Annotated in this window: 12 protein-coding genes; 5 read left to right on the top strand and 7 right to left on the bottom strand. The window is 59.6% G+C overall.

The window, feature by feature from the left end; translation table 11 throughout:
• The first annotated feature begins 125 nt into the window (after positions 1-125).
• The 5 genes from A9Q02_RS04080 to A9Q02_RS04060 all read left to right on the top strand — a co-directional run bounded on the left by A9Q02_RS04080 (position 126) and on the right by A9Q02_RS04060 (position 9,366).
• Complete coding sequence (locus A9Q02_RS04080) at positions 126-2,852, top strand: clostripain-related cysteine peptidase (RefSeq protein ID WP_172450612.1); 2,727 nt, start codon at positions 126-128, stop codon at positions 2,850-2,852.
• Between the two features lie 21 nt (positions 2,853-2,873).
• Positions 2,874-6,611 (top strand): hypothetical protein, encoded by a 3,738-nt coding sequence (locus A9Q02_RS04075; protein WP_141508691.1) that lies wholly within the window; start codon positions 2,874-2,876, stop codon positions 6,609-6,611.
• A gap of 202 nt (positions 6,612-6,813) precedes the next feature.
• Entirely contained in the window at positions 6,814-7,068 is a 255-nt protein-coding gene (locus A9Q02_RS04070) for a type II toxin-antitoxin system prevent-host-death family antitoxin (RefSeq protein ID WP_097651082.1), read from the top strand.
• A gap of 126 nt (positions 7,069-7,194) precedes the next feature.
• Positions 7,195-8,316 carry a site-specific DNA-methyltransferase gene (locus tag A9Q02_RS04065; RefSeq protein WP_097651081.1) on the top strand — a complete coding sequence of 374 codons (1,122 nt, stop codon included), beginning with the start codon at positions 7,195-7,197 and terminating at the stop codon, positions 8,314-8,316.
• A 159-nt stretch (positions 8,317-8,475) separates the two neighbouring features.
• Positions 8,476-9,366: an alpha/beta fold hydrolase gene (locus tag A9Q02_RS04060; RefSeq protein ID WP_245860324.1), complete on the top strand. Its 891-nt coding sequence runs from the start codon at positions 8,476-8,478 to the stop codon at positions 9,364-9,366.
• A gap of 97 nt (positions 9,367-9,463) precedes the next feature.
• On the opposite strand, the gene A9Q02_RS04055 is transcribed toward A9Q02_RS04060, so the two are convergent.
• From A9Q02_RS04055 to A9Q02_RS04020, 7 genes are all read right to left on the bottom strand, one after another.
• Positions 9,464-9,937: an NUDIX domain-containing protein gene (locus A9Q02_RS04055; protein WP_097651080.1), complete on the bottom strand. Its 474-nt coding sequence runs from the start codon at positions 9,935-9,937 to the stop codon at positions 9,464-9,466.
• Between the two features lie 12 nt (positions 9,938-9,949).
• Positions 9,950-10,726 carry a formylglycine-generating enzyme family protein gene (locus A9Q02_RS04050; RefSeq protein ID WP_097651079.1) on the bottom strand — a complete coding sequence of 259 codons (777 nt, stop codon included), beginning with the start codon at positions 10,724-10,726 and terminating at the stop codon, positions 9,950-9,952.
• Positions 10,716-11,324, bottom strand: a complete 609-nt coding sequence (locus A9Q02_RS04045; RefSeq protein WP_097651078.1) for an FFLEELY motif protein — start codon at positions 11,322-11,324, stop codon at positions 10,716-10,718. The genes A9Q02_RS04050 and A9Q02_RS04045 overlap by 11 nt, the downstream gene beginning before the upstream one ends.
• The gene (locus A9Q02_RS04040; RefSeq protein WP_097651077.1) at positions 11,324-14,803 is read right to left on the bottom strand and encodes a tetratricopeptide repeat protein; all 3,480 of its coding nucleotides are present in this window, start codon (positions 14,801-14,803) and stop codon (positions 11,324-11,326) included. Before A9Q02_RS04040 ends, A9Q02_RS04045 begins: the two co-directional genes overlap by 1 nt.
• Positions 14,804-14,835: 32 nt before the next feature.
• A complete protein-coding gene (locus A9Q02_RS04035) occupies positions 14,836-15,792 on the bottom strand; it encodes an MDR/zinc-dependent alcohol dehydrogenase-like family protein (RefSeq protein ID WP_097651076.1) in 957 nt (318 codons plus the stop codon).
• A gap of 42 nt (positions 15,793-15,834) precedes the next feature.
• Positions 15,835-16,926: a tyrosine-type recombinase/integrase gene (locus A9Q02_RS04030; protein WP_172450610.1), complete on the bottom strand. Its 1,092-nt coding sequence runs from the start codon at positions 16,924-16,926 to the stop codon at positions 15,835-15,837.
• A 527-nt stretch (positions 16,927-17,453) separates the two neighbouring features.
• Positions 17,454-18,059, bottom strand: a complete 606-nt coding sequence (locus tag A9Q02_RS04020; RefSeq protein ID WP_097651074.1) for a phage integrase N-terminal SAM-like domain-containing protein — start codon at positions 18,057-18,059, stop codon at positions 17,454-17,456.
• Positions 18,060-18,461 lie beyond the last annotated feature (402 nt).

The raw sequence follows: 18,461 nt of genomic DNA, 5'->3' as shown, positions 1-18,461 counted from the left end.
AACCGATGCGTTGCCGATGGGGCAGGCATCACAAAAGGGTAGCTATGTTTTGCTCTTCTTCTATTATAGCGCACCAGGGCCAATCCTTTGCCAGGCGTATACGCTATGGGTTGCCCTGGCTGGTCATGTGTTTGGTGCTCGTGGCGAGTCTTGGGCACGCTGGGCCGGGTCAGGCGCAGCAGAGCGTTGATCGCTTCGTGCCGGAGGCGCGTCCTCCCCGGTTTTTTTCCGCCCTTCAGATCCTTGAGGGTGAACTGAAGCCCGAGTCGTCGGTCGTGACGTGTCGCCAGGTGCTGGCTGATTCGCAGGTGAATCTGGCGGCTGAGGTGTCGCCGTGGAAGGAGTATCGACCTCAGCGGAGCTTTTCCGGCGATGAACCTTTCTCGGGCGCCCAGGCACTGTTGCTCTCCCCGACCGAGGCGGTGGCGGCGACGGGGCAGGTGGTGACCTTGCCTGCCGGGGTAACTGAACTCTATGGGGCGCTGCAGTACCGTTATGGGCGTGGTTCAACCAGCCCTGGTGATCAGTTGCAGATCGCCTTGTTTGCGTCGGAGGATGGTGTGGCGAGCGAGCCGCCCCTGGTGACGGTGAAAACGCGTGAGGTGGCGCAGGATGATGATGCGACCTGGCGTTTGTTCGAGTGGGAGGTGCTTGATGCCGATGTGCTGGCCGAACTGCGGAGCCGTGGTCGCTTTGTCTTTGTGGTGCAGACCATCCGCACCAATCAGACGCTGGCGCAGCAACTCTGGCTTGACGATCTGCGGGCCAATGTCTGTTTTCCCGCCACGAGCCTGTCCGGGCAAGTGCGCACGAGTGAGGGTGGCGTCGCGAGCGCCCTGCTGCTCTTGATCCGGTCGAATGCGACGGGATCCGCGGTGCTTGCCAGTACGCGGAGTGATGCGAATGGGAGCTATCGCTTTGTTGGGGTGCCGCCGCTGGTTACGGGTAGTCGGTATCAGATCTGGTACCGTGATCTGCCTGTGGCACCGCCGCGCCTGCCGGGGCGAACCGGCTTCTGGGCCGGGCCACAACTGACGAGCCTGGCCGAAGGGGGTAGCGTAACCGGGCTTGATCTAGATGTCACCGGGGTGACCCTGCTTGAGCCGGCCTCGTATACGACAACAGTGGCGACTGATGCCGCACCAGTCGTGCTACGCTGGCAAGGACGGGCGACCGCAGGCACCTTTCACCAACTGTGTGTCTATGATCCGGCGCGTGGTGATCCTGCAACCGGTTTACCGGTGCAGGTCTGTGGGTCAGTGCGTGCTGCAGATCGTGAACCCCTGAGCTTTGCGTTGAGTCCGGCCAGTTTTGCTGACGTTCCGGCCTTTGCTTTTACCTATAGGCGCAGTTACCGCTGGTATGTGGTGATCTATGCGGGCGATCCGCGGCTGAACCCGACGGTTGAGTATGGCTATAGCCAGGCTGAGCGGGCAATTACCTTGTTGCCTGCTCCAGCGGCCCCATTCGATCCGCCTCCTCTGGCTGAGCCAGGTGAGCCTGATAGTGCAGCGAGCGACGCAGCCTGGACCTTGCTGATCTATTTGGCGGGCGACAACATGCTCGGTGACCGAACGCGGTTGCCCTGGGGAGTGTTGCCCGCGCAGCAACTTGCCTGGTTACCAGCACTGGCAACGGCCTACCCACAGGTCAACCTGATCAGCCTGGCTGACTATTATGGCCCCCGGGGGGCCGAACTCTGCGTGTACGCAGCGCAGACGCCACCAGATTGTCGTGCGCGTGGTGCGATCAACAGTGCCGATCCTGCGACGCTCGCTGCTTTCATTGCCGCTGGACGAGCGCGGTATCCTGAGACGCGCACAGCGCTGTTGCTGATCACCCCAGCCCAGGCGGCGGGGTGGCTAGCGCTTGACGAACATCCGGGGGAGCGTGAAGCCCCAACCGCCCTCAATCTCGACGATCTCCAGACGGCCTATCGCGCAGCGGGGCTGGGCGACGCTAACCAGCTTGACCTGGTGATCTATCAGGCCCCAGTGATGGGCAGCATCGATGTGCTCACCGCAACGGCCCCGTATGCGCGGGCGATGGTTGGTTCATCGGACCAGATGTGGCAGATAACCCCGTGGCAAGCGTTGCTGAGCATCCTGGAAGGGGCTGGGAGTGACGAGCTACCAGTTGTTGCGACAGGTGTGGTCGAGGCGTACGCAGCGGCGGCAGGACCGGAACGAGCATTTAGCCTCGTGGCGTATGATCTGCGTCGCAGCGAAGCCTTGCTTGCCCAGCTTGAGACCTTTGCCCTCGCAGTGCGTACTGAACTAACGACGACGGGTGCAGCGACGCGCCCTGCGTTGCGTGAGGCCCTAACCAAAACACAGCGCTATGACTCATCGGGAAATGGGCTGATTCATGCGTTGAATCTAGGGAATGCGCAAATTGCGGCGCAAGAAGATGCGCTGATCGATCTCTACAGCCTGGCGGTTGAGGTCGCGGCGATCGAGACGGCTTCGGATACGGTGCGAACAGCCGCTGAGACACTCGTTGTCTGGCTTGAGGATGAGACCAAAACACCAGTGCTTGTACATCGAGCTAGTGCAGGAGAGAGCATAACGGGCTTTCCCATCAGTTTCCCGAAGGCGCGAGGTCTCGCGATCTTTTTCCCTTCGGGCGAGCGACTTGGTCAACAACAGGCCCTGTTTGAACAGTATGTCTTTGATCGGCCTGCCAGTCAAACGAGTCAGAGCGAATGGGCGCGGTTGCTGACCACCTATCTCGAACCGGTCCCCGGGCGTGGGCCGGGAGGCATTACCGAGGGCACAGGGGGCATCCGTGTCTTGCCGATGCCCGGAGGGTTGCAGCGTCCATTCATTTATGTGCCAGTGGTGCGACGGTAAGTGGTATGAGATGAGATGGGCATGATGAGAGGGTTTTCATTTGGCCAAAGCTGGTTGCGCATGTGTCGCACCAGGATCGAGACGCGGCTGTCTAGTGAGCCGGCGTTGCGTTTGATGGAGTCGTTGCTACGCCTTCCCCTGGGCTTTGATGTCGCGACAGAGTACGCCGCGCTCATCGAGACCCCGACGACGCTGGGGTTGGTCGGGCCACCAGCCTCGGGGCGCTCGCTGGGCTTGATGCAACTTGCAGCACACTGGGTGGCGCATCCGAGTGATCTGCCCTTGCTCTATCTTGCGCTGGGCGACGATGATTTGCTTAATCTTCCCCCACGGGCGGTACTCGCGCGGGCAGCATATCAGGCTAGCTTACCCGAGCAGTTTGTATCGCATCAGCGCCCCGGCGTGCTTTTGCTTGATGACTGGGAAGTGCTGCCCCTCGCTCGTCGGGCTATCTGGCAACAGTTTCTTGTTTCGGCACAGCGAACGTGGCCTACTTTGCGGATCGCCGTAACCCTGCCCCTGGGCGGAGCCTGGGACGAGGTGCGCATCCGTCCGCTTGCTTTGCCCACCGACACAACCATTGAGCAGTGGCTTGCGCACCTCTTGCCAACCTACGATCTTGCCCCACTGCTCGCGGCGCTCCATCTTGCGCCGCTTGCCCCGGTGCGCGAGAGTCTGGCGGATCTGGCGTTACTAGCCCTGATCTACCCGATCGGTGGCATTCCGTCCTCGCGGGCCGCGTTATATGCGCAGGCCTATGCGCTAGCCGAGCCATTGCTTGCCAAGTATTCCGTCATTGAAGTGGTAGGCACAGGGCCGTTTAGGAATGGCCGGATGCTGCATACGGGTGTCGCGGTAGGCCGTCTTCACTTGCGCTCGTATGAACAGGCACGGGTGTTGGCAGATGACGATCCCCATGCGCTCACCGATCTGCCGGTCGAAGAGCGCACGGCTGTCGCAGCCCTGAGCGCTGGCTTGCGCGTTGATCCTGTGCCCCTGTTCGAGATGCTTGCGAGTGAAACGGACGACTTTGATAATCTGCGGGCCCTGGTAGCGTGTGTGCGTGAGATGCCCACCTATGCACCGGTGTTATATCTGCGTCTGGTAGAATACCTGACGGCTTCCGAGGTTGATCAAGAGCGACAAACCCTGCTGGCCGAACTAGCCCCTGTCTTGCCGGTGCTCTTTGCGGCAGCGGCGGTGCAGGACGAAGCCCGGACGCTGGCGGCGATGCGGTCGACGGCCCCGTTGCTGGCCGCACTGCCGACGATCTGGCTGGAGCTTGGGGAACGACCGGGGGTGCCGATCGCCCTGCGCAGGCTCGCGGCTGACCTCTTGATTGACCTGGCCCCAACGCCCGAACTGCTTGCGGATGGCACGTCTGATGCTCCAGGCGCAGCCTCTGCCTTTCGGGCGTATATCGCGGCCTGTGTTGATGGAGCAACGCGGCAATTGCTTGCGCTCTCACCCTTGCGTGAAGGGTGTGTCGCCCTTTTGACCGACGAGACAATGGGCACGCAGCGCACCCGTGCGGCGCTGGCGCTCCTCGATGATCCTACTGTGCCTGAAGAACTGCGGGCGCTGGCCCTCGCCTGCGCCAACCGGCACGATCTTGTTGAAGAGGCTGCGGTTGCCGACGCTCCCCTCTTGCGACGGGCGGCTCTGCACAGTCTTGCGAACGAGACCCCATCGGTGGCTTTGTTTGCCTTGACGCGGGTCTTGCTGCGACCAGAGGCCACCCGCATTGCACGACGCGAGGTGCTTGACGCGCTGGCAACGGTTCCGCATCCTGGGAAGCCAACGCTCCTCGCTCGCATCTGTGTAAGTGCGGCCTTGCCAGTGACGAACCGGCTTGATGCGCTTGACGTGCTTGCCCGACAGAGCGCTCCTCGCGTTGTGCTGTTGCGTCGCCTGCTCGCACGACCAGGGTTGCCCCTCGTGCTACAGGTACGTGCCGCCGAACATCTCGCGTCACGCGGCCTACCGGAACTTGAGCCAACGTGGGCGGCCCTGCTTACGGGTAATGCGCCAGTGCTGGTGAAACGGGTGGCTGCATTGGCGCTTGGCGATGTGGGAGCGCATCCTGCTTGTGGTGCAACTGTGGCAGGCGCCTTGCGAAGGGGGTTGCAGCAAGCGATCCTTGATCCACCGCTTGCCTCGGTCATCGTTGAGGCTTTGGGCAAAACCGGCGACCGGACAGCGTTGTCGATCTTCACTGCCCTGCTGGCCCCTTCGTTCATCACTGTACTTGAAGCGCACTGGCGACGGATTGCCCCGGAACTCACCCAGACCCCAGCCCTGGCTTGGCCTGACCTGCCCTTACCGGCCCCAGTACAGCGTATCCTGGCCGAAGCGCTGGCCGACAACCCCCGCTTGGTACACCCGGCGACGTGGTTTGCGGCGATGGTGGAGGCGCAAGCGGGACATCTGGCGCTGGCGGCAATCAGCGGGATGGCGCACCTGGCCCATACGGTGGGGATGCGCGAGCAAGTTGTGACCGCACTGCGTCGTGCGCTCTGGGCTGAACAACGATGTGACGTTGCACGGTTCATGCTCGTAACGCTGGCTCGGCTCAGTCATCCCGTCGAAGAACTGGCAGCATTGTTGCAGGCGACCGAGCTCGATCTGCGGTTACGCTTGATGGCGTTGGAGAGAATCGACCGCGATCCCGCTGTACAACGCATGCTCGGTGAACGACTCGTCCTGCAGCGCGACGAACCGGCGATCCGTGCGGCTATGCTCGAACAGCTTGATCATCCAGCGATCCCAACCACTGTTGTTGGCGCACTTGCGCGTGATCCTGGCGAAGACCCTCTGGTTCGTTATGCCGCTATTGCCGCGCTTGGCCGTAGTCTCCAGTATGAAGCCCAGACGAGCCTGCTTGCGCTTGTCTGCGATCCTGCTGAAGCCGACGAGATCCGTCTCGCTGCGGTTGAAGCGTTGCCCGCCACGCTGATCGAGGCCAGCCTGAGTCAGTTGAGGCAACTGTTTCATCAGCATCAAGAAGGAGCGTTGGCACTCGCAATGGCACGTGTCCTGGCGCGCAATCGTGATGCAACCGGGCTCGCCTACTTGCTGGAAGCAGTGCAATCGGCCAGTGGCCCCGCGATGCTTGCCGTCCTTGATGGGTTGGGGCCACTCGATGACCCACAGATAACCCCTCTGTTGACCCGGCTCAGCCAACATTCAGCCGTGGCACCGGCTCTACGTCTGGCTGCGCTTGCAACCCTCTTGCGGCGTGGCGAACAGGACGTGCTGCCGTTGTTGCAGCGCTACCTGACTGACCCATCGCCCCCCGTGCGGGTGCAGGCCTATACGCTGCTCGAAGAGTTTGCGCCCACGAATCTGCGCCTCGAAGACCCCCTGGATGATCCTGATGCGCCTCTGGTGCTTCGCCTGAAAGCCCTGACCCACCGTGCCGAGCGTACCTTCGATCCTGACTGGCTCTGTGCGTTGACTGTGAAGAGTGATCAACCACTCGCGCTGCGCCTGGCAGCGGTCACGGCACTGGCTCGTGCGACCGAGCCAATCGTTGTTGTGAGGCTCGAAGCGCTCTTGCACATACCTCAGGGCTTGCCCGACCATCCGTTGCCCATCATACGGCGGCAGTGCCTGGCAACCTTGGGTTGTCTGGCCCAGGGTGAAGGTGCGTGTGCCGAAGCAGCCCTGGCAGCACTTGCCCGGCTAAGTTGTGAAGACGGGCCGGTCGTTGGGCAACGCTCATGGGCAAGTGCGGTCTTGCTAGAGGCAATGGGCTAGGGGTTCTGTAGCGCTGCCTTCACCGAGGGCAATCTGGTGAAGCCGATCGTCACGCCTTCTTTTTTGCATCCTCTTGTGAATCTATTGATTACAAGGTATACTGATCATCATTCATTTTGTTCATGAACAGCGTTCGACAAAATAACCAGCCTGGGGAAGGCTACAGGTTCGAATATCGAATGCGAAGAAAGGATCGCGGAGTATGTCCAATCAGAACCCGGTGTTATCGCTGGATGTCGATCTGCAACGGGGCATGGTGCCCATTTCGAAGGCAGCAAGTTCGCTTGCAATGCTGATGAAGCGAGCGCGTGAGCAGAATCAGCCGATTGTGATTACCCAGAAAGGCTACCCGAGTGGTGTCTTGCTGTCGATTGAACTCTTTACCGCCTTGCGCACGATGGCCGAGGCAGCCGAGGCAGCGAAGGGTAAAACTACGGCTGGAGAGACTGACGGCTAACGGTAGCCGGGAGGCCTTCTCACGGAAGATATGTTGGCGCACATAGATGAGTTTTTTAAGACCTCACAGGTCTTCAAGACCTGTGAGGTCTCAGAATGTATACATGCGCGAAGTTGGGAGAAACCAATGCGACGGCGTGGAGATCTTGACGCAGTGGAGGACGCTAGGCTTCCCCTGAATCAGATTGTAGAGGGGAATTGTCTTGAGGTGCTCACCCGCTTGCCTGCGCAATCGGTTGACCTCATTTTTGCCGATCCGCCCTACCATCTGCAGCTTGAACAAGCATTATTGCGACCCGATCAAACCGTCGTGGCGGGAGTTGATGACGGTTGGGATCAGTTTGTTGACAGTGCAGCGTACGACCAGTTTACCGAGCAGTGGCTGAGCGCGTGTCGGCGCGTTTTGAAAGCTGATGGCACCATCTGGGTCATCGGGTCGTACCACAATATCTTTCGCGTCGGCAAAATCATGATGGATTTGGGCTACTGGATCCTGAATGACATCATCTGGCACAAAACGAATCCGATGCCCAATTTTCACGGCACACGTTTCCAGAACGCGACTGAGACCTTGATCTGGGCCAAAAAGTCAAAAGAACAGAAACGCTATACTTTTCATTACCAGGCGATGAAGCATTTCAACGACGAAAAACAGATGCAAAACGTCTGGTACCTCCCGTTGTGTACCGGGGCCGAGCGGTTGAAGATCGATGGCAAGAAAGCTCATTCGACGCAAAAGCCCGAGGCGCTGCTGTACCGGGTGTTGCTGGCTTCAACGAACCCTGGCGATCTTGTGCTTGATCCCTTTTTTGGTTCGGGGACAACGGGTGCCGTCGCAAAGAAGTTGCAGCGTAATTACATTGGTATCGAAATTGCACCGGCGTATATTGAGCTTGCCCGTCGGAGGATCGATAGCATCTCTGTGTCGGCGCTGAGCGAGCGTGAGTTGGTGACCCCCTCGCGGCGTCACCAACCACGCATTAGTCTGGGTCAACTGATTGAAGCGCACTACCTTGCGGTGGGTCAGCGCCTCTTTTCACGCGATCGGCGCGAAGAGGCCACGATCAAGGCCGATGGGCATCTCGTCTGGCGCGATCAGCATGGCTCGATGCATCGGCTTGCTGCGCTGGCCCAGCAACGCCCTGCCTCGAATGGCTGGGAATATTGGTACTGCGAAGACACCGAGGGCAACCTCGTGAGCATTGACGACCTGCGCGAACGCTATCGCCGTGAGCAAGGCCTAGCATAACCGACGCAGAAGAAAGGCTCTCGGCCTAGCGGACCTTCTTTCTGTTGCACCGGTTATGTCTGCAAAGCCTGTGCAAAAAGTTTGCAATTGTGGTATGCTATAGCTACACAACAAAGAAACGAGCTTCCCGAAGTTCTAGAAAAAAGGAAAAGCAAAGATATGGTTGCGATGCAGGTTGAAACAAGCGCTCGGCACGAAGAGCGGCGTTATAGTGTTACTGAGCATTATCTGGATGGCCCGCTTGGGCCGACCCGGTACTGGGCTTCGACGCCTGTGCAGGGGCTGCCGGTCGTCTTTATTCATGGGTATGGGGCCCTGATTGACCATTGGCGCAAGATTGTGCGCTCGGTGGCCCGCGAGCACACCTTTTACGCGCTTGATCTGTATGGATTTGGCTACTCGGCGCGACCTGAAGGCCAGCCCAGCAAAGTTCGTTGGGCCGAGCAAATCGCTCATTTTGTGCAAAACGTTGTTGGTGGACCGGCGGTCATCGTCGGCCACTCGATGGGTGGCGTGGCGGCAACTGAATTTACCCGGCGTTTCCCTGAATTGACCAGAGCGCTCATTCTCGTCAACAGCTCGGGCATGCAACTCTACGAGCGCCCGTTGACCCCGACCGATCAGGTCTTGTTGTCGCTGATCGGGGCACCAGTGATCGGCGAGACGGTCGCCGGCATCTTTGGCAACGAATGGGGGGTGCGTCAGAGTTTGCTCGCCTCGTATCACCGGAAAGAAGCGGTCACACCTGAGTTGGTCGAGACCTTCAGTGGTCCGTTGCGCCGCTTCGGCGCCAATTCATACCTTGCGGTCACGCGCTCATCGGTACGCTTTGGCATTGATATGCAACCAGGTGAATACAACGGGCCAACGTTGCTCATCTGGGGGGCCGAAGACCGCTCGATCCCGCCCTCGGATGCCGAGGCAATCAAGCAGCGGATCTTGCCCCAGGCCGAAATCGCCATTCTGCCCGACACCGGCCACTGCCCCTTCGACGAAACCCCCGAACTGTTCACCGACGCCTTGCTCCCGTGGCTGGCGAAACTTGGGTAGGGGAGTCTTCGCGCTGCGATGACGTTCTGCCGCCTAAACGGGCCAACGAAGTTGGCCCGTTTAGGCGGCAGAACAGTGCGCAACAATGCTCGCTCCCTTACCGATCAAAACTCGCTTCAAGCCGATCGTCCAGGGCGTCAGCCAGCATGCGCCTCGTTCGGGGCAAGAGCGGTGGCAGTTGGTCGGGCAGAAAGAAGCCCGTACCGACATTTTCGTGCCCCGTTGGGGTGAGCGTACCACTCGCGATGCGCGCCCGAAAGAAGATCGTGAGGATCTGAGCCTGATCGCCGTTGGGATAGGTCCACTGAAAATCGTGGCCGCCATAGACACCGATCAGGCGTTCGGCTTCGAGTTGCAGCCCAGTCTCTTCCGCGACCTCGCGCGCCATGCCATGCGCCGGAACTTCATCAAGCGCAATCGTGCCACCCGGCACATCCCACAACATCACGTCTGCGCGCCGACACAACAGGATCCCGCCTTCTTCGTTGCGCACAAACGCGCACGCCCGCACCTGCAAGATCCGTTGGTGTCCGACGTAACTTCGTAACCAGCGTGTATATTTAATGGTCATTCGTGGATCCTTCTAGATCGCCAGGCGAAAACCCGTAAACTCGTTGCGCACGGTCGGCGCGAGCCGAAAGCGACACGCACACCGGGCATAGCCCTGTGGATTGACATAACATCCGCCACGCATAATGCGCCGCCCCTCACGAGTTGGATCTTCGCGTCCGTCGTTGCGCTGATACGGATACAATGCATCAAGGCTCGCGGTCCATTCCCAGACATTGCCCGCCATATCGTGTGCGCCGATCGGGCTGATGCCTTCGGGCCGACTGCCGACAACGCTGCTGCTCCCAAGGTTGCTTTCGCGCGTGTTCGCCAGCTCAGCCCGAAATTCGTCGCCCCACGGAAACTGTCGTCCATCGGTGCCTCGTGCCGAACGCTCCCATTCTGCTTCGCTGGGCAGCCGGAAGCGGTATGGTGGCGCAAGGCCTGGCACGACCACCGACGTTTGTTGCAGCGACGCGGTGAGCCATTGGCAGAAGGCGACGGCCTCGTGCCAGTTGGTATCAACCACCGGGTGATCCTGCAAGGCCGTAGGGGGGAGCGGGCCACGCCAATGGAGCGGTGGTGTCATGCCGGTGGCCTGTACAAAGGTGGCATAGAGCGCATTTGTCACGGGCGTTGCCGCCAGGGCAAAAGCCGGTAGCGCGACCTCGTGTTGCGGCGCCTCTTCACGATAGCTCTCACGGGTGCCACCATAGCGTCGTGCGAGCGCTGACAGATCGCGCTCGGACGTGCCCATACGGAAGACGCCGGCAGGCACTTGCAGAAAGATGGGCAGCAGATCAGCGTTCATAAATCCGATCCAGACGGGCCAGTTCCCGTGTATAGACGGTCTGCGCAAAATGGTCAATATCGGTTACGTTGCGCACCGCGTCGTAGCCTTTGACGAGAAAATCGTGCGCGACCTCGATCCCAGCCAATTTGGCTACCAGGCGGGAACGGTGCAGGCCGATCCCAAGCAACTGGGAACGTGAGAGCCGAAAGACATTGTAGAGGCTTGTGTCAACGAGCTTCAACTGGGTCAGGCGGTCATCATAGTTGTCAGCGAGCCGATAAAAATAGTCGTACGTAGCTTCGTCAAAATCAGTCCCTGTGTTGTGACGAAACATCAGACGGGCCAAGCCCCCGTCAAGCCTGTTGGTGAGATCGAGCAGTTCGAGGACGACCTCAACATCACGTACATGAACTCCCGGCAGCATTTGCAAAATATGCTGCAGCCGACGGGCACCCGCATCCCGCGCGGTAAAATCCCGCGGGCCGTACATTTCCGAAAAAAAGAACTCACCGACCAGATCGTACTGTGGGATCTCGGCCAGGTCACTATAGTCGCGCCGGAGGCGGTTGGATTGAAAGATCTGCAGCGCGATGCGGTATTGTGTCAGAGTAGTCATCAGGTCAAACGGTCAAGCTGCACACGAGCGCGGGCGGCAAAGTCGCTCGATGCGTCGAGCTGGATAACCGTGCGGTAGGCACGGATTGCTTCTGCGGTATTGCCCATCGCCTCGGCGACGAGCCCACGATAAAACATGGCTTCGACAAAATCAGGCCGGTAGGTAAGCGCCTGATCAAAGGCGTTCGCGGCGTCGGCATAACGTCCCTGAGCATAATAGGCTCGCCCGAGCCAGTAGGCAGCATCAGGAAAGTTGGCCTCGAGCTGAATAGCCCGGTTGAGATCACTCATCGCTTGTTCTTCATCGTTCTGTTGAAGGGCAAGCACCCCTCGCCAGTAGAAGGTCTCAGCAATGGTACTATTTGCGGCAATTGATTGATTATATGCGTTCATCGCCTCCTTGTGACGCTGTTGTTCCTGTAAAAGTTTCCCTTTGAAGAGCAGGGCTTCGGCATAGGTAGGCCGTTGGGCAAGCCCCTGATTGACGATCTCCAGGGCAAGGTTGCTCTCGCCCTGGGCATGACGGGTCTGCGCCAGCCCGAGATAGGCTTCAGCAAAGCCTGGATCGAGGGCGAGGGCCCGGTTGTAGCGTTCGGCGGCCCCATAGAAGTCGCCCCGGCGCAAGAGGCTCTCGCCCACCCAGAACTGGGCATGCGCACTGGTTGGGCCATCAGGCAGCGCCGCTGCTGCTTCGAAATAGCTCTGTGCAAAGCCCCAGTTGTCTTGCGCCACGGCAATCAGGCCGAGGCCAAGCTGGGCGTTGACGCGATTTGGGGCGAGGCGGGTCGCCTGTGTGTAGAATTCACTTGCCAGACTCAGGTTATTGCTGCGTCGGTGAAGATCGCCAAGCGCGATCATGGCCTGCACGCGCAGATCGACCAGGGTGAGTTCGGGGCTGCCTGCGGTCAATTCGAGCACGCGCTCTTGTTCACCAATCGCTGCCTCAAGTCGCCCACGAGCGGCATAGGCTTCCCCCAGTTTGAAGTGTACCTGAGCGACGCCAGGTTGTGCGGCAAGGGTTTCGCGATAGGCGGTGATCGCCTGATCATAGGTGCCATGAGCCATAAAAGCGTCACCAATGCGTTCCAGCGCTGCGGGATCACGCAAGCCCTGTTCGAGAATGGCCTCGTATTCACGATCAGCCCTCGCCGGATCATTCAGTGGCCCATGGTAAAGATCGGCAAGCACAAGCCGTGCATCAAGGTTGGTGCTGTCAAAGCGAAGGGCGTCGCGGAGGGCACGTTCGGCTCCTTCATAATCGCCCAGGCGCATGAGCGTTTCGCCGAGCTCAAAGGCTGCTGTGCTATTACTTCGCTCAAGCCGTAACGCATCACGGTAGATATCGCGGGCACGTTCAGGATGACCAGCATCGTTGTATAAACGCGCCAGTTCAATCGCCGCCAAGGCGTTCGTGGTGCTCAAGCCGAGCAACTGAGCTTCGGCCTTGGCCCAGCCATCCGGCCCGCTGAGTCGTAACAGGCGCGCATAGCTGATCGTCGTCAGCGATCCGGGCCGGAGCTCTTGCAACGCGGCGTAATGGGTGAGAGCGGTAGCCCAATCGCCCTGTGCCTCGGCAATTCGTGCCAGGGCGACATGACTCGGAAAGAAGGTGCTGTTGCGTGCGAGCGCTTCGTTGAAGAAACGGGTTGCATCACCCTCCTCACCTCGCTCAAAAGCGACCATGCCCTGTCCAAAATAGCCTTCTGGTTGCTGCGGGGCCAACTGGATCGCTTGATCATACCGCTCACCGGCTCGCTCGCGCTGGCCCTGCAGGCGGTACATGCGCCCCAGTGCATTGACGACGGCAGGGATATTGAGATTCCGCTGATCGAGTTCATCAAGCACGGCTAGACCTGTCGAACGGGGGGCCCCGGTGCCAAAGAGGGCCGCCAGAAAGCCGGGGCGTTCACTCAGGGTGGTGCGCTCGATCTCACCATGCACCAGGGCATAATAGTAGCGCTGACGGTCGCGGTTGCGTTCCGCGCCGACAGCCTGGGCACTCGCGAGCAGACCAGTTCCGGGGAATGCCGCAGCTTCGGTGACGGCGTGTCGTCGCCACTGAATGCTCTCTGCTTCGCTTGCCTCGAACGCACGCTGCAGATCAGCGAGGACGGGGCGGAGCGAACGGACTGGTTGCACCGGGGCGATTTCGAGTTCCCAGATCAGTTGTCCTCTGGTTTCGAGTTGGCGGGCCAGTGCGAGCAGGGCTTGCTCTTCATACAGACGGGCTTCGTGCCGCTGATTGAACATCACGCGCAATGGCGTCGGGACGAGCCGTGTATCGCGGCGCATCTGGCGTTCTGCCTCCTCCAGCGCGGTGTTCGCCGCCTGCAATTGTCCGGTCTCACGATAGCCAGTCGTCAATTGTAGCAAGAGCGGGGCGTTGTCTGGCAACAGATTCCGGGCCTGTTCGAGTTCAACCAGGGCATCGGCAGGCCGTTGCTCACGGAAGGCGAGCAGCGCCAGGTTGAACCGTAGCTCGCCGAGATCGCGTCCATCGAGTCGGCGCACGGCTTCGGCATAGGCAGCCAGCGCTTCGGGGTTGCTGCCATCAAAGAGGATCGCCCCAAGATTATTGGCGAGCAGCGCCTGCTCATGCCCGGGCAGCGCAAGCGCCTGGCGGTACTGGCTTGCTGCTGCGTCGGCAAGGCCACGCGCCCAGAAGATATTGCCCCGCAGTGCATAGATCAAAGGATTTTCGAGCGCCGCATAGTCTTTTTGCAACTGATCAAGGCGGTTCAAGGCACGATCAGGTTCACCCATGGCATAATCGTAGAGCGCCACCACAAGGGGGACAAGCACGGCTTGACCGTTGATTGCTTCCGTCGTCAGGACATAGCTTCGGGGCAACGTAAACCGACTGAGATAGCCATCCCAGGCGTTCGGGCCATAGATGCCCGTCGGGGTATAAATAAGGAACGGTCGCAGGGCCGCCTGATCCAGCAGGCTGCCCGCTTCGACCTGACCCCAAATCAACAGATCTGCCTCGGCATCAACGGCCATGGCGAGCGCCTCGACCGGATCAGCGGGTCGTCGTCGTGCGACACTCGCCACAATCGCTCGCTGACCGGCGCCTTGCAACACCCGCACCAGTTCGGTCGCAACACTCTGCCCGGTCGTCCCATCCCCTCCATCATCAAACGGGGCCACTACCACAATGAAGCGATCCGCCCGACTGACAAACTGATCCTGCATGAGCAGATAGCCAGCACTGACGATGATCAACCCAACGATCAACGCCAGAACCAGCGCCTGGCGGCGACTCAGGGTTCGCAGATACGTACGAAGACGCGCCATGCGCTTGCCACGACGGGCACCACGAGCTTCGTGCTCGGGAGCGTCAGCCTTTCCTGGTTCAGCATGTGGCGTCGAAGGCAGCACATCATCGGTACGTCGCCGTCGCACAATCAGCAACGTGGTAACAACTGCCCCCACCACTGTGAGTAGTCCAAGCAGGACTAACAGCACAAGTGTATCCATACAATTAGGATCCCTCGTATGCCCCGCGTGGCTCAGTTACTGCTGCCCATCTGCAGCAGGATCTTGAGGTTACCGCGGGCGGCAGCAAACGCTTCAAGCGCCCTGGTCAGCGGATACGTCGCCGTGATGAGTGGTGCGGTTTCGATCAGGCCGCGCTCGAGCAGACGCAGGGCCGGGGCAAAGGGGCCACAACGTGAGCCAAGCAGTTGCACTTCGTCAACAACCAGCATCGTCAAATTGATCTCCGACGCCGCTTCAAACGTACTTTTGAGCACCAACCGTCCCCGTGGGCGAACAAGCCGACGCGTTGTTGCGAGGCCAGCCGGTTGCCCCGTACAATCAACGACAACGTCAAACGATCCCGCTGCCAGATGATCTTCGGTGGTGCAAGTGATGCCCTGGCGCTGATAAACGCCCCAGCGCTCAGGGTGACGCCCAACCAGAGTCAGAGCGCATCCAGTGAGCCGTAAGACCTGGACAATCATCGCCCCAAGCTTGCCGTCACCAACTACGGCAACCCGCTCGGTGGGCCGGATATGGCTCTGTTCAACAATCTCAAGCGCTGCCGCCAGCGGCTCGACAAAAACGGCCGCCGTGTCGGGCACGGTTGGGGGGACGACATGCAGACAACTCACCGGGAGGCTAAAACACTCGGCCATGACGCCATCGCGTCGGTCGATGCCGAGCGTTGTGCGCTGCAGACAATGGGGTGCATCGCCGCGACGACAGGTCGCACAGACACCACAGGCAGCATTGATTTCACCGACAACGCGTTGTCCAACCCAGGCTTGATCTTCGCACGCAATGACAGTACCAACAAATTCATGTCCGAGAACACCTTGAAATCCCATATACCCACGTGTGATTTCAAGATCGGTATTGCAGATACCAGCCAGATGCGGACGAATCAAAGCCTCGCCGGGGCGCAACGTGGGGTCGGCATACGTTGTCACCAGATTGAGTGAACCATCAAAAACCAGGGCTAGCATAGCGCCTCAAGGGGACAGAGCACATCCTTCTTCTATGCTTGATTATACTACATTCTCATCTTGCTCATCGAGCCGAATGCGTTCATTGGCCGTCTGGCTTGACTCGACATAACGACCAGGCATCATCAGACTCGTCCAACCGCCGGCGTCACGCAGGGCAAAGGGGTCGCTCTTGCCACGGGCGGCGCGGGTTGCCCAGGTATGGCGCAAGTCGTGCGGCGCAAGCCCGGTGACACCAATCCGTTCGCCGAGCAGCGCAACCCGGTCGCGGATGGCCCTGGTTGACATAAAACCCCAGAGTTCACCATTCTTGCGTGAGCCGCGCAGCAGCGGGCCAGTGGCGAGCGCATCGTTGGCAAGGTAGGCGCGTGCGGCGGCGAGGCTCTCAGCAGGCAAATGGTGCGTCTGGGTTGTATGCACCTTCTCACGGTAGAACGTCAGCGTCCCATCACGGAGATCAATGCTCGCAACGGTCAGCGCCGCGAGTTCGCCGACACGCAGGCCAAGATCGAGCAACAGACAGACGAGCAACGCATCGCGGCGGCCCTGGGGCGTAGCAGGCTGCTCCTTCAAGGCCTGCACCTGGGGTGTCGTCAAGACAATCGCCTGGGCCTTCTTGCTCCCCACCCGAGTTGGCGTAGAAGTGCGCCGTCGCTGGGTATCCATCGCCCGCGCCTGCCGCCCGCTATACCCGCGCACCGTCCGGATCAGCGCAAGATCATCTGCGGACAGCACCCCAGCTTCATAGGCGAGCAGGCAATAGCGGCGCACCGTTGCCAAACGCACATTAATCGAGCCGATGGCATAGCCCTGCTGCAACTGCCACTGCACAAACCCGCTGACGAGGCCGTGGGTCACATTCTCCCACGCTTCAGGCTGGGTCGGCAAACGCGCCCCGAATGCCGCAACCTCAGCCTCAGGGATCGCCTTGATCGACCCAAGGAAAAAGGCAAAGAGCGCCAGATCTGCCTCTTGGCGGCGCAACGTATCATCATCAATGCGCCCACGATACTCCACGAACGTCGTCGCCAGCGCCGCAACATTCGCCGCCGCCGCCGCACTCGGATCGATCCTTGGACGCACGATCCGGCCCGGGGCGGGAAGGGCCTCGTTTTCCTTGCTTATGTCAACCATATTAAGGCTTTTTCCATATAACTTCCGATTACCCATACTAATCGGAAGTTATTATAACCCCGGCGGGTACCCCTGTCAACTGGCTGCACGTGAACTGTTGCACTTTTTTGGGAACTGCTGCGGCAAGATTGATCCGTGTTGACGCAAAGACGCAACGGCGCAAAGATCTGCTCCATCTCGCCACGCAGCAACGTGTTATTGTCAACTTGGTGCAGAGTGCATCGTGTTTGCGATTTGGGTCTGCTTATTTGGTATAATCCTCTTCAGAAGCATTTGAAGAGTAGGAAACAATGGATAGCGAACCCCAGGGGCTATTCCACAAACGGAGGCGTAGGAAACAATGGATAGCGAACCTCAGGGGCTATTCCACAAACGGAGGCAGAGAATGAAAGCAGAATTCACAGCAATTATCGAACCAGCTCCGGAAGGGGGATACTGGGCAATGTGCCCTGAAGTCCCTGGGGCGAACGGACAGGGAGAAACCGTAGCTGAAGCAAAGGAGAATTTGCGCCAGGCTATTGAATTGATTATGCATGACCGAAGAGAAGACATGTTGCGTGGTTTGCCCGATGATGCCATTCAAGAAACAATTGTGTTGACATGAAGCGTAAGGATAAGGTAGCCCGATCTTTTGCCCCTTTACCTTGGCGCACGATGAGCTGGCGCTGATCGAAATCAAGATCTTTCACGCGGAGACGAAGGCACTCCAGCAGGCGCAGGCCACTGCCATACCGCAGATTCGCCATCAGTTGATGCGTTCCAGAGAGGGCGGCGAGTACGGCACGAACCTCCTCGCGGCTCAACACCGTGGGGAGATACGCGGGACGTTTCGCAGACGTGATCGCCAGATCCTCGGCGAGCGACTGCACGAGCACCTCACGGGAGAGGAAGAGCAAGGCACTCAGCGCCTGGTTCTGGGTCGAAGCGGCAACTTCGTCCTCAACCGCACGGTGCGTCAGGAAGGCGCTTCCCTCAGACGCTCCCATCTCGCGGGGGTGGCGCACCTGGTGAAAGCGGACGAAGCGACGCACCCAACCGACAGAGGCCTCTTCGGTGCGGAGTGAAGAGTGTTTCCGGCGGATAGCGACGCGTACCTGATCGAGCAGCCGGGGCGGGTTCGGTGGCAACGTCATAGGGACTGATCTCCTAAGGATGAAGCAAGGTTACAATAGCTCCTATGATTGATACCGTTCGATCAGCTTGGATGATACGGTATGTTGGGGAACAAACTCCTGGATAATGGAGAAGAACGATGCGTGGCGTCATAGAGTACGCATGGTGAATAGACAGCACATGAAGCACCGTAGCACCATAGAGGGCAGATTTAGGTGGTATAATCGCGGCCTAGCACCATATAGGGCCGATTTAGGCGGCAAACGTGCGGCGTAGCACCATAGAGGGCAGATTTAGGTGGTACAATCGCGGCCTAGCACGGATAAGGCTGATCTAGGCCGTCGAATCGCCGTCTAATTCATGTTGAACGAAGCGCTTCGCGCAGGGGCTGATGGCGACGTAATCGTCTTTTCCTGCTTGCT

This window comes from Candidatus Chloroploca asiatica (genome assembly GCF_002532075.1).
Classification (GTDB): domain Bacteria; phylum Chloroflexota; class Chloroflexia; order Chloroflexales; family Chloroflexaceae; genus Chloroploca; species Chloroploca asiatica.
The sequence above is the reverse complement of the archived record's forward strand: the minus strand, read 5'-3'. Positions and strand labels throughout refer to the sequence as shown.